This window comes from Klebsiella sp. JB_Kp042 (assembly GCF_040065275.1).
Classification (GTDB): domain Bacteria; phylum Pseudomonadota; class Gammaproteobacteria; order Enterobacterales; family Enterobacteriaceae; genus Klebsiella; species Klebsiella quasipneumoniae.
In genome coordinates this window covers 42,695-54,611 of the sequence record NZ_JBEAJL010000092.1, presented here as the reverse complement: position 1 = coordinate 54,611, position 11,917 = coordinate 42,695, and the positions used below count along the sequence as shown (strand labels likewise).

Sequence of the window (11,917 nt, the reverse complement as noted above, 5' to 3'; positions counted from 1 at the left end):
GCGAGGACTGGAAACCGCGTCGCAGTCTCCCTAGACTAGAGTTTTTCCAGACAGGACAGATGCGTGAAGGCGATGGGTTACGGGACGTTTGAAACATTACGGCGACAGAACGCGGTGCTGAAGGGCACCGTGGAGCTGAATTCCGGTATTCAACTGGCCGCCTGGTATAACAACTGCGATACCGTAACGGTACGCAGCGATCATCATACCTTAAGCCTGTACGTCGCCGATGGTTATGAAAGCTATCAAAAGACGCCGCACGGCTGGAAGAATGGCGGCGGCCCGGATCGCTTTTGCCTGATGCCGAAAGGCGATGAAAGCGTCTGGGATATCCGCGGCGATCTGTCGTTTGTCCATCTCTATTGTACCGATGCGCATCTGCGCCGCGTCGGGGAGGAGGTGTGGGATCGCAGCCCGGCGAACTTCACCCTGCAGGAGAAAACCTTCGCCAGCGATGACAAAATCACCACCGTGTATCGTCAGTTTTTGCTGGCTAATGACTGGCGACAGCCGGCGAACCAGCTGACCCTTAGCGCCGCCAGCAGTTTATTGCTCACCCATCTGATCCAGCACTATTCCACCGTGCAGTGGCGTTTGCCCTCGGTCACCGGGGGACTGGCGCCGGGGGTGAAGCGTCACGTGCTGGCCTGGATCGACGCTCACCTCGATCAGCCATTGACCCTGGCCGACCTGGCGCAGCAGGCGGGACTGAGTGAATTTCATTTTGCCCGTATGTTCCGCCAGTCGCTGAATATGGCTCCGCATCAATATGTGATGCAGCAGCGAATGGCGAAGGCGCAAAACCTGATCTGCCACAGCGCGCTGCCGCTCACCGAGATCGCTCTGGCCTGCGGTTTCAGCTCCGCCAGCCATTTCAGCCATCGGGTCAAAGCCGCCACCGGCCTGACGCCGTCCCAGCTACGGGCGGCGCAGCGCGGATAGCACGCCGTAGCTCACTCCGCCGAGCACCACGCCCCAGAATGCCGAGCCAATTCCCGCCAGCGTCACGCCGCTGGCGGTGATCAGAAAGGTCAGCACCGCCGCGTCGCGCTCACTGGCCTGATATACCGCCTGAAACAGACTACCGCCGATGGTGCCGAGCAACGCCAGGCCGGCCAGCATCTGGATCCACGCTGTCGGCAGGGCCGACATCAGCGCGGTGATCGATCCCCCGAACAGACCGGCCAGCAGATAAAAACCGCCTGCGGCCATGGCCGCCAGCCAACGCTTCTGCGGATCCGGGTGCGCCTCCGGGCTCTGGCAGATGGCGGCGGTGATCGCCGCAATACAGATGGAGTAGACCCCAAACGGCGCCAGCAGCAGCGCCAGCCCCCCGCAGACAACGATCAGCGCGGAGACCGGTACGGCATAGCCTGATGCCTGCAGGGTAGCGAATCCGGGCGCGTTCTGTGAGGCCATGGTCACGAGGAAGAACGGCAGGCCGACGCTGAGCAGCAGCGCCGGGGTAAACTGCGGGGCGACCCATTCCGGCGCTACAAACGTCAGCGGCACAGCGGCGCTGGCCACCTCCCCGGAGGCCGCGGCAATCAGCGCCCCGGCAACCAGCGCGGCGACCACGGCGAAGCGGGGCCACAGCGCCTTACACAGAAGCCAGGCGGCGAGCATGCCGCCGCACAGCAGCAGATGATCCTGGAAGCCGGCGAAGGCCTGCAAACCGAAACGCAGCAGAATGCCGGCCAGCATCGCGGCGGCCAGCGAATGGGGAATGATTTTCATCAGCCGGGCAAACAGGCCGGTAACGCCGCAGAGGACGATCAGCGCATTGGCGAAGATAAATACCCCCACCGCCTCAGGGAGGGTCACCCCCTGCAGACCGCTGACCAGCAGGGCGGCGCCCGGCGTTGACCAGGCGGTGAGCACCGGCACTTTTCGCCAGCCGCTCAGCGCGAGGGTGCTGACGCCCATGGCGAGGCCCAGGGCCGTCATCCAGCCGGCGATCTGCCCGGGCGTGGCGCCGGCGGCAGCGGCAGCCTGCCAGATGATGGCGGCAGAGCTGGCGTAGCCCACCAGCACGGCGACGAAGCCGGCGAACAGGGTGGGAAGCGGAACGGTAAACGAGCGCATAGTTTTCTCTTGTGCGTTATAACGTCCGATCACTCTATCATTGTGCGTTTTAGCGCACAAGGTTCCTGCGTGGTGAGGGCTGCGCACCGAGGCTCTTGTCGCAAACGGCCCGCGATGCCGCTAATCGCCCTGTTGAATCAGGCAAATGGAGGTATACTCTGGGCTGAAAAATCAGGAGGTAGGATGAATATTGCGCAACATCTGGCGGGCACCCTCAAAAATCTGCGTCAGCAGCGCGGCTGGAGCCTGTCGCGTCTGGCGGAAGAGACCGGGGTGTCGAAAGCCATGCTCGGGCAGATTGAGCGGAATGAATCGAGTCCGACGGTCGCGACGCTGTGGAAGATTGCCACCGGGCTGAACGTGCCGTTTTCGGCGTTTATCGTTCCGGATGACGGCGCGGCGCCCTCCGCGTTTGACCCGCAGCAGCAGGCGATGGTGGTGACCCCGGTCTTCCCGTGGGACCCGGAGTTGCGCTTTGATCATTTCTCGATAACCCTTGCTCCCGGGGCGCTGAGCGAATCGACGCCGCATGAGCAAGGGGTGATTGAGCATGTTGTCGTGATTAGCGGTACCCTGGATCTCTGCTTACAGGGGGAGTGGCACTCGCTGCAGGCGGGTGAGGGTCGGCGCTTCGCCGGCGATGCGGCGCATGCCTACCGGAACAGCGGCGCCCAGGCGGCTCATTTCCATTCGCTTATCCACTATCCAAAAGAAAAAACCGCGGGCGAACCTGCGGCCAGACAAGATGACTGATGATAACCACTCACAACGTGACGAGGAAAATCCGGAATACGTGATGACAGTACTCTGTACGGTGATTTGAGGGAAATATCTTTTCCTTCAATACTTTGCTGAAAACTGAAAATTCGTCGTCCCGCGACGGCGGAAAAGGTTTTCGTCTGCGCCCGGTTCTGACTACAATAGCCGCCATTTCGACCCCCTTATACTGGATAACAACACGCGTATGCGCCTGCACAATCATCGTCTTGAACTTCTTAGTCCTGCCCGCGACGCCGGTATCGCTCGCGAAGCGATCCTTCACGGCGCCGACGCCGTTTATATCGGTGGACCTGGCTTTGGCGCCCGCCACAACGCCAGCAACGGCCTGAGCGACATCGCCGGTCTGGTGCCTTTCGCCCATCGCTTTGGCGCCAAGGTCTTTGTGACGCTGAACACCATTCTGCATGACGATGAGCTGGAGCCGGCGCAGCGGCTGATTACCGACCTTTACGACGCGGGCGTCGATGCGCTGATTGTCCAGGATATGGGGATCATGGAGCTGGACCTGCCGCCGATCGAGCTGCACGCCAGCACCCAGTGCGACATCCGCAGCGTGGAGAAAGCAAAGTTTCTCTCAGACGCCGGTTTCAGCCAGATCGTGCTGGCGCGCGAGCTGAACCTCAGTCAAATCAAAGCCATCTACGATAATACTGACGCCACCATCGAATTCTTTATCCATGGCGCGCTGTGCGTGGCCTATTCCGGCCAGTGCTACATTTCCCACGCCCAGACCGGACGCAGCGCCAACCGCGGCGACTGCTCGCAGGCCTGCCGCTTGCCGTATACCCTGAAGGACGATCAGGGGCGAGTGGTGGCCTATGAAAAACATCTCCTGTCGATGAAAGACAACGACCAGACCGCCAACCTGGCGGCGCTGATCGATGCCGGGGTGCGCTCCTTCAAAATCGAAGGCCGTTACAAAGACATGAGCTACGTGAAAAACATCACCGCTCACTACCGCCAGATGCTGGACGCCATTATTGAAGACCGCGGCGATCTCGCGCGCGCCTCGGCAGGGCGCACCGAGCATTTCTTTATCCCGTCCACCGATAAAACCTTCCACCGCGGCAGCACCGATTACTTCGTTAATGCCCGTAAAGGGGATATCGGCGCCTTTGATTCGCCAAAATTTATCGGACTGCCGGTGGGCGAAGTGCTGAAGGTGGGTAAAGACCATCTCGACGTCGAGGTCAGCGAACCGTTAACCAACGGCGATGGCCTTAACGTGATGATTAAGCGTGAAGTGGTGGGCTTCCGCGCCAATACCGTGGAAAAAACCGGCGAAAACCGCTATCGGGTGTGGCCGAACGAGATGCCTGCGGATCTGCACAAAGTGCGCCCGCATCAGGCGCTCAACCGCAACCTTGATCACAACTGGCAGCAGGCGCTGCTGAAGACCTCCAGCGAACGCCGCATCGCCGTAGACGTCACCCTAAGCGGCTGGCAGGAGCAGCTGGTTCTCACCATGACCTGTGAAGATGGCGTCAGCGTGACCCACACCCTTGACGGGGAGTTCGCCGAAGCTAACCAGGCGGAGAAAGCGCTGGCCAACCTGCGTGACGGTGTCACAAAACTGGGGCAAACCATTTACTATGCGCGCGAGGTGCAGGTCAATCTGCCGCCGCTGTTTGTGCCCAACAGCCTGCTCAACCAGCTGCGGCGTGAAACGGCCGAAATGCTGGATGACGCGCGGCTCAACGCCTGGCAGCGCGGCACCCGTAAGCCGGTCTCTGTGCCGCCGCCGGTCTACCCGGAGACCCATCTCTCCTTCCTCGCCAACGTCTATAACCACAAGGCGCGGGCGTTCTACCAGCGCTATGGCGTGCAGCTGATTGACGCCGCCTATGAAGCCCACGAAGAGAAGGGCGATGTGCCGGTGATGATCACTAAACATTGCCTGCGCTTTGCCTTCAATCTCTGTCCGAAACAGGCGAAAGGCTCCATCAAGAGCTGGAAAGCCACGCCGATGCAGCTGATCCATGGCGATGAAGTGCTGACCCTGAAGTTTGACTGCCGTCCGTGCGAAATGCACGTGGTCGGCAAGATCAAAAACCATATCCTCAAAATGCCGCACCCGGGTAGCATCGTGGCCTCCGTCAGCCCGGACGAGCTGATGAAGACCCTGCCGAAGCGCAAAGGGGCCTGATCCGCGGCGACGCTACTGGCTGTGTGATGCCCGCGGTTTGCGGGCGTCCTGCCAGCGGTGATGCTCGCGCAGGTCGGCGGCGTTCTCTTCGCACCGGCTGCGAAGCTCATCGCTATCCGCCTCGTGCAGCAGCTGCTGCTCGAGGCTCTGTACCGGAAAGTAATCGTGCCCCTGACGGTGGGCCAGCAGATGCCCGGAAAAAAGCGCGCACAGCAACAGCAGGGCGCTCATGCTTCTCCTCAACATACCTTTTCTCTGTGAATCAATGGCGTGGGCTTACTATGCCAGGCGCTGTGCAGGTTTTTTTCCCGGTTTATCAAAGAAGGGCAAGGGTTTGTCAATGTCTGCTGAAAGAGGGTGAAAAAAGCCTGGCGCAGAAGGCCAGGCGTGAGGGATTACGCTTTTGGCGGCAGTGGTTTCCCGCTGTGCTCACCGCCTTTTGGCGGCTGCTTACCACCATGCTGCGGTTGTTTGCCGTCTCGTTGCGGCTGCTTGCCATCATGCCGCGGCTGCTTGCCGTTGTGTTGCGCTTGCTTACCGTCGTGCTGGCCGTTTTTCGCCGCCGATTTACCCTGATGCTGCGCGCTTTTTTCTGGCGGCGGCGGCGGGTTGTCGGCAGCGAAAGCCCATGACGATATTCCCAGCGTCATCGCGGCGGACAGTAAAGCTAACTTCTTCATAGCAATATCCTTTCTTCTGATGTGTCCGCGTATTTCAGCAGGTAAAAGTGAAGACAAGATGGAGAGCTCCGGATCCGGATGACTCTGCATCCTGGTTCAAACTTTAAGACCTGCGGCGGTCATCAGCAGGCGAAACAGCAGGCTGATGGCGGCCAGCGTCAGCACGCTGCCTCCCCACAGCGCGATCAGCCACAGCAGACGTTTCGACCAGACGGTTTTCATCAATGATAACCCTCCCATGGCTGGACTTTGCCGCGGAACACGTAATAGCTCCAGCAGGTATAGCCAAGAATAACCGGAATAATCAGCAGCGCGCCCACCAGCATAAAGCCCTGGCTTTGCGGCGGGGCGGCGGCCTGCCACAAGGTAATCGATGGCGGAATAATATGCGGCCAGATGCTGATCCCCAGGCCGCTAAAGCCGAGAAACACCAGGCCCAGCGTTAGGGTGAAAGGCGAGACATGGCGGTCGTGCAGAGGCAGTGTGCGCCACAGCCAGGCGCTAATCAGGAGCACCAGCAGCGGCACCGGCAGCAGGAAATAGAGATTCGGCAGGCTGAACCAGCGGGCGGCGATCGCCGGGTGCGCCAGCGGCGTCCACAGGCTGATGACGGCAAACACCGCCAGCAGGGCAACCAGCAACTGTCGCGACGCGCTGCGCATCCGCTGCTGCAGCGCGCCTTCGCTCTTCATCACCAGCCAGGTAGCGCCGAGCAGCGCATAGGCCACGCACAGCCCGAGTCCGCAAAACAGGCTGAACGGGGTCAGCCAGTCAAACATGCCGCCGCTGAAGGCGCGACCGCTGACGGTAAAACCGTCGATCACCGCTCCGACCACCACGCCCTGGCTGAAGGTCGCCAGCAGGGAACCGCCAAAGAAGGCGCGGTCCCAGAATGGCCGGTGCGACGGCGTGGCCTGGAAACGAAATTCAAAGGCCACGCCGCGAAAGATCAGGCCGATCAGCATCAGGGTCAGGGGGATCGACAGGGCGTCGATTATCACCGCGTAGGCGAGGGGAAAGGCGCCAAACAGACCGGCGCCGCCCAGCACCAGCCAGGTCTCATTGCCATCCCATACCGGGGCGACGCTGTTCACCATCACGTCGCGCTCTGTGCTGCCCCGGACCGTGCCGAACAGCATGCCAATGCCCAGATCAAAGCCGTCCATGACGATGTACATCAGCGTGGCAAAGACGATAATCACGAACCAGATCACCGATAATTCGATACCCATTAGCGAGACTCCTTCTGCAGATAACCTTCAGTAGCGGCGGACAGCGGGCGGGCTGGCGTACCGGTTGTCGCGGGTTGCACCTCCTGCGGCCCCTTGCGGATCAGGCGCAGCATGTAGCTGTAGCCGACCCCGAAGACGGCGCTGTAAACCACAATAAAGGTTAACAAACTGACCGACATATGCAGATCGCCGTGGGCGGAAACCGCCTCGGCGGTGCGCTGAACGCCATACACCACCCATGGCTGGCGGCCCACTTCGGTAGTCACCCAGCCGGCGAGAATCGCAATCAGTCCTGAGGGGCCCATCCACAGGGCAAAGCGGAGAAACGGCCGCGAGTGGTACAGCCGGTCGCCGCGGCGCAGCCACAGGGCCAGCGCCCCGAGCAGCAACATCAGCATGCCGAGACCAGCCATCAGGCGAAATGACCAGAACACCACGGTGGAGTTTGGCCGATCCTCAGGGGCGAACTCCTTCAGCGCCGGCACCTGTTTATCCAGGCTGTGGGTGAGGATCAGACTGCCCAGCGCCGGGATCTCAAGCCCGTAGCGGGTGCGCTCCTGTTCCATATCTGGCCAGCCAAACAATAATAACGGCGTCGGCTCGCCGGGCGGGTTTTCCCAGTGGCCCTCAATGGCGGCGATTTTTGCCGGCTGGTGTTTCAGGGTGTTCAGGCCATGCATATCGCCGATCAGCGCCTGGACCGGCGCGACCAGCAGCGTCATCCATAGCGCCATGGAGAACATCTTGCGGATCGCTGGCGACTGATTGCCGCGCAGCAGATGCCAGGCCGCCGAGGCGCAGACGAACAGCGCGCTGCTGAGAAATGCCGCCACCGTCATGTGCAGCAAGCGGTAGGGGAACGACGGGTTAAAGATCACCGCCAGCCAGTCGACGGGCACCACCTGGCCATCGACGATCTCAAAGCCCTGCGGGGTCTGCATCCAGCTGTTGGAAGCGAGGATCCAGAAGGTCGAGATGATAGTCCCCAGCGCCACCATGCAGGTGGCGAAAAAGTGCAGCCCCGGCCCCACGCGGTTCCAGCCGAAGAGCATGACCCCGAGAAAACCGGCTTCCAGAAAGAACGCCGTCAGGACTTCATAGGTCAGCAGGGGGCCGGTGATGCTGCCCGCGAACTGCGAAAAACCGCTCCAGTTAGTGCCGAACTGATAGGCCATCACCAGCCCGGACACCACTCCCATACCGAAGTTGACGGCGAAGATCTTCGACCAGAAATGGTACAGCGAGCGCCAGGTGGGATTTTTGCTTTTCAGCCACAGGCCTTCGAGAACCGCCAGGTAGCTTGCCAGGCCAATGGTGATGGCGGGAAAGATAATATGAAACGAGACCGTAAAGGCGAATTGAATTCGCGCCAGATGGAATGCATCAAGACCGAACATGCAGGACTCCACAACAAAATTGATTCAGCGCAATTTTAGGCAGGGTGGCGGCAAGGGGGCAGAGGCAGTCGGTTCATTTTTTATCATAACAGTTGGCGGCTGTTATGATCTTTTTGCCGGTCTCCGGGGACCGCCTACATGGAAATCCCCCCAATGAAAAGCGTCATTTTTAACGCTGAAAGCAAAGCCAGATTGTTGGCCAGGAAAATATTAATAATCTATTTCACTGTATTATCGTAGTCTTACGGATCAGCTTAGACCTGTAGCTGCCCGGGAAAGCGCGGTCGTTTAATTTTTGTGAGCAATATCCTCTGATTACGACAGATATAGCATTTTATTATCTGTTCTTTATTAATGAATTTAACGTCTGCACACGTTTGTTAGTATGAGAATCAGTAAAAAGGATGAGTCAGTTAATTATGAATTAAATAATTTTAAATTGTCGTGTTTAGCCGTGCTTTGTATTTTATTCTCAGGATATCAATAAAAGGGAATGGTCATGTCAGAAAAAGGATTACATAGCTTATGTATTACCATCGGTATCATGTTCATTTTTTGGTTATGCATCATATCGTTTTTTTGGACAATTTTCTCGTGAACCTTTCCTGCGGGCGTTCTGTGTGACCGGGTTGCGCTGTTTTGCATAACAGTTACTTAAAAGTGTTAATTTATAACAACTGATATATGATAAAGGGAGGTTGCAGCAAGGAAAGGGTGACAATGAAAAAGTATCAACAGCTGGCGCAGCAGCTGACCGACCAGATCGCGCTTGGCGTCTGGTTGCCGGGCGATCGGCTCCCCTCGCTGCGCGAGCAGGTGGTCAGCAGCGGCATGAGCTTTATGACCGTCAGCCATGCCTATCAGCTACTGGAAAGCCAGGGGCGCATCGTCGCCCGACCGCAGTCGGGATATTACGTCGCTCCCCAGCCGGTGAAGCTTCGTCAGCCGGCGCCGCCTGCTCAGGTGACCCGCGATGAAGCGGTCGATATCAATACTTACATCTTTGAGGTGCTCCAGGCCAGCCGCCAGGCGTCAATGCTGCCCTTTGCCTCGGCCTTCCCGGACCCGCGTCTCTTTCCACTCCAGCAGCTTAACCGTTCGCTGGCGCAGGTGAGTAAAACCGCCACCGCCATGAGCGTGATTGAGAACCTGCCGCCGGGCAACGCGGAGCTACGGCACGCCATTGCCCGGCGCTATGCCCTGCAGGGGATGAACGTCTCGCCCGACGAGATCGTCATTACCGCCGGAGCGCTGGAGGCGCTAAACCTCAGCCTGCAGGCGGTGACCGAGCCCGGCGACTGGGTGGTGGTGGAAAATCCCTGTTTCTACGGAGCCCTGCAGGCGCTGGAGAGGCTGCGTCTGAAGGCGCTGTCGGTGGCCACCGACGTCAAAGAGGGCATTGACCTGACGGCGCTGGAGGCGGCCCTGCAAAACTATCCGGTCAAGGCCTGCTGGCTGATGACCAACGGCCAGAACCCACTCGGCTTCACCCTCAGCGCCGAAAAAAAAGCAGCGCTGGTGGCGTTGCTGGCGCGCTATGACGTGATGCTGATTGAAGATGATGTTTACAGCGAGCTCTACTTTGGCCGCGAGAAGCCGTTGCCGGCGAAGTTCTGGGATCAACAGGATATGACGCTGCACTGCAGTTCGTTTTCAAAATGTCTGGTGCCCGGCTTTCGCATCGGCTGGGTGGCGGCCGGGAAACAGGCGCGGCGGATCCAGCAGCTGCAGCTGATGAGTACGCTCTCCACCAGCTCGCCGATGCAGTTAGCCCTGGTGGATTACCTGTCGACCAAACGCTATGACGCCCATCTGCGCCGTCTCCGCCGCCAGCTGGCGGAACGTAAACAGCAGGCCTGGCAGGCGCTGCTGCGCCATCTGCCGCCGGAGGTCACTATCCATCACAGCGACAGCGGCTATTTTCTGTGGATCGAACTACCGGAAGGGGCCGACGCCAGCGTGCTGAGCGCCAGGGCGCTGGCGTCGCACATCAGCATCGCCCCGGGAAAAATGTTCTCCACCTCCGCCAGCTGGACCTCGTTTTTCCGCTTTAATACCGCCTGGGGCTGGGGAGAACGCGAAGAGCAGGGGGTGAAGCGCCTGGGCGAGCTAATTCGTGAGCAGCTTTCCTGATCGCTTTGACTATTTTTCGCCGCGATAAACAATCGCTAAAAATAAACGAAGATGGATTTTTATCGAGGCCGGTCATTATTTTACCGGCGCTCACCATAGGAAATACGCATACCCCTCCTTTTTCTCTAACTCGTTGTCTATAATCCATAAAGTCAGTCTTGTGTTGGCGATTTTTGCGTAATGCGTCCCGGGTCACAACCTGAATAAATTCCCCCGAGGGCGTTAATCCGCTGACTACCCTTATTTCAGGAGATATTTTTACGGCACGGCTGCCGCTAATTCCCTTGTGACAGGAGTAACACCTGATGAGCAAAAAATTGGCCCGTTGCAGCCTTTATGTGCTGGGGGTGGCCTGCCTGACCGTCCAGGCGGCTGAGCCACTCACCTCGCTGGATAAACCGGAAGGGCGGCTGGATATTATTGCCTGGCCGGGGTATATCGAACGCGGTCAGACCGACAAGCAGTACGACTGGGTCAGCCAGTTTGAAAAGGAGACCGGCTGTCAGGTTAATGTGAAAACTGCCGCCACCTCTGACGAAATGGTTAGCCTGATGGCCAAGGGCGGCTACGATCTGGTGACTGCCTCGGGCGATGCTTCGCTGCGTCTGATCATGGGCAAACGCGTTCAACCGATTAACACAGCGCTGATTGCCGGGTGGCACACTCTCGACCCGCGCATTGCGCAAGGGGCATGGTTTAACGTCGGGGGCAAAGTTTACGGCACGCCGTATCAGTGGGGACCGAATCTGCTGATGTACAACACCCGCGTATTCCCGACGCCGCCGGACAGCTGGAGCGTGGTCTTCGTGAAGCAGGATCTTCCGGATGGCAAAACCAATCAGGGGCGGGTGCAGGCCTATGATGGCCCGATCTATATCGCCGACGCTGCGCTGTTTGTCAAAGCCACCCAACCGCAGCTGGGGATCGAAGATCCCTATCAACTGACCGAAACCCAGTACAACGCGGTGCTGAAGGTGCTGCGTGACCAGCAACCGCTGATCCACCGCTACTGGCATGACGCCACCGTGCAGATGAACGACTTCAAAAACGAAGGGGTGGCCGCCTCCAGCTCGTGGCCCTATCAGGCCAACGGCCTGAAGGCGGAAGGCCAGCCTGTCGCTACCGTATTTCCGAAGGAGGGGGTGACCGGCTGGGCGGATACCACCATGCTGCACAGCGAGGCGAAGCACCCGGTCTGCGCTTATAAATGGATGAACTGGTCGCTCACGCCGAAGGTGCAGGGCGATGTAGCGGCCTGGTTCGGCTCGCTGCCGGTGGTGCCTGAGGGCTGTAAAGCCAGCGCGCTGCTCGGAGAGAAAGGCTGTGAGACCAACGGCTATGACCAGTTTGCCCGCATCCACTTCTGGAAAACGCCGGTTGCCGAGGGGGGGAAATACGTTCCCTACAGCCGCTGGACGCAGGACTACATTGCGATAATGGGCGGCCGCTAAGGATCGGAGGCAA

Annotated in this window: 12 protein-coding genes; 5 read left to right on the top strand and 7 right to left on the bottom strand. The window is 59.2% G+C overall.

Going from position 1 to position 11,917, the window contains the following annotated elements:
• Nucleotides 1-72: 72 nt before the first annotated feature.
• Entirely contained in the window at nucleotides 73-942 is an 870-nt protein-coding gene (locus ABLV54_RS17425; protein ID WP_032453100.1) for an AraC family transcriptional regulator, read from the top strand.
• On the opposite strand, the gene ABLV54_RS17420 is transcribed toward ABLV54_RS17425, so the two are convergent.
• On the bottom strand, nucleotides 919-2,085 hold the full coding sequence (locus ABLV54_RS17420; protein ID WP_348814202.1) for a benzoate/H(+) symporter BenE family transporter: 1,167 nt from the start codon (nucleotides 2,083-2,085) through the stop codon (nucleotides 919-921). The two genes, ABLV54_RS17425 and ABLV54_RS17420, sit on opposite strands and share 24 nt — an antisense overlap.
• Before the next feature lie 183 nt (nucleotides 2,086-2,268).
• Between ABLV54_RS17420 and ABLV54_RS17415 the strand changes: the two genes are divergently transcribed.
• Complete coding sequence (locus ABLV54_RS17415) at nucleotides 2,269-2,838, top strand: XRE family transcriptional regulator (RefSeq protein ID WP_226564249.1); 570 nt, start codon at nucleotides 2,269-2,271, stop codon at nucleotides 2,836-2,838.
• Between the two features lie 10 nt (nucleotides 2,839-2,848).
• Here ABLV54_RS17415 and ABLV54_RS17410 read toward each other — a convergent pair whose 3' ends face one another.
• A complete protein-coding gene (locus ABLV54_RS17410; protein WP_032429169.1) occupies nucleotides 2,849-3,016 on the bottom strand; it encodes a hypothetical protein in 168 nt (55 codons plus the stop codon).
• 33 nt (nucleotides 3,017-3,049) lie between these two features.
• Here ABLV54_RS17410 and ABLV54_RS17405 point away from each other — a divergent pair, with 33 nt between their 5' ends.
• Entirely contained in the window at nucleotides 3,050-5,011 is a 1,962-nt protein-coding gene (locus ABLV54_RS17405; protein WP_226564247.1) for a U32 family peptidase, read from the top strand.
• Between the two features lie 12 nt (nucleotides 5,012-5,023).
• On the opposite strand, the gene ABLV54_RS17400 is transcribed toward ABLV54_RS17405, so the two are convergent.
• From ABLV54_RS17400 to ABLV54_RS17380, 5 genes are all read right to left on the bottom strand, one after another.
• Nucleotides 5,024-5,257, bottom strand: coding sequence for a DUF2554 family protein (locus tag ABLV54_RS17400; protein WP_032428865.1), 234 nt, complete (start codon nucleotides 5,255-5,257; stop codon nucleotides 5,024-5,026).
• 149 nt (nucleotides 5,258-5,406) lie between these two features.
• Nucleotides 5,407-5,691 carry a hypothetical protein gene (locus ABLV54_RS17395; RefSeq protein WP_048297631.1) on the bottom strand — a complete coding sequence of 95 codons (285 nt, stop codon included), beginning with the start codon at nucleotides 5,689-5,691 and terminating at the stop codon, nucleotides 5,407-5,409.
• A gap of 96 nt (nucleotides 5,692-5,787) precedes the next feature.
• Complete coding sequence (locus ABLV54_RS17390) at nucleotides 5,788-5,913, bottom strand: DUF2474 domain-containing protein (RefSeq protein ID WP_004202785.1); 126 nt, start codon at nucleotides 5,911-5,913, stop codon at nucleotides 5,788-5,790.
• Complete coding sequence (cydB, locus tag ABLV54_RS17385; protein WP_226564245.1) at nucleotides 5,913-6,923, bottom strand: cytochrome d ubiquinol oxidase subunit II; 1,011 nt, start codon at nucleotides 6,921-6,923, stop codon at nucleotides 5,913-5,915. The genes ABLV54_RS17390 and cydB overlap by 1 nt, the downstream gene beginning before the upstream one ends.
• Nucleotides 6,923-8,320 (bottom strand): cytochrome ubiquinol oxidase subunit I, encoded by a 1,398-nt coding sequence (locus ABLV54_RS17380; RefSeq protein ID WP_226564242.1) that lies wholly within the window; start codon nucleotides 8,318-8,320, stop codon nucleotides 6,923-6,925. Before ABLV54_RS17380 ends, cydB begins: the two co-directional genes overlap by 1 nt.
• 720 nt (nucleotides 8,321-9,040) lie before the next feature.
• Between ABLV54_RS17380 and ABLV54_RS17375 the strand changes: the two genes are divergently transcribed.
• On the top strand, nucleotides 9,041-10,453 hold the full coding sequence (locus tag ABLV54_RS17375) for a PLP-dependent aminotransferase family protein (protein WP_032453089.1): 1,413 nt from the start codon (nucleotides 9,041-9,043) through the stop codon (nucleotides 10,451-10,453).
• Between the two features lie 305 nt (nucleotides 10,454-10,758).
• Nucleotides 10,759-11,904, top strand: a complete 1,146-nt coding sequence (gene ydcS / locus ABLV54_RS17370; RefSeq protein ID WP_248860882.1) for a putative ABC transporter substrate-binding protein YdcS — start codon at nucleotides 10,759-10,761, stop codon at nucleotides 11,902-11,904.
• Nucleotides 11,905-11,917 lie beyond the last annotated feature (13 nt).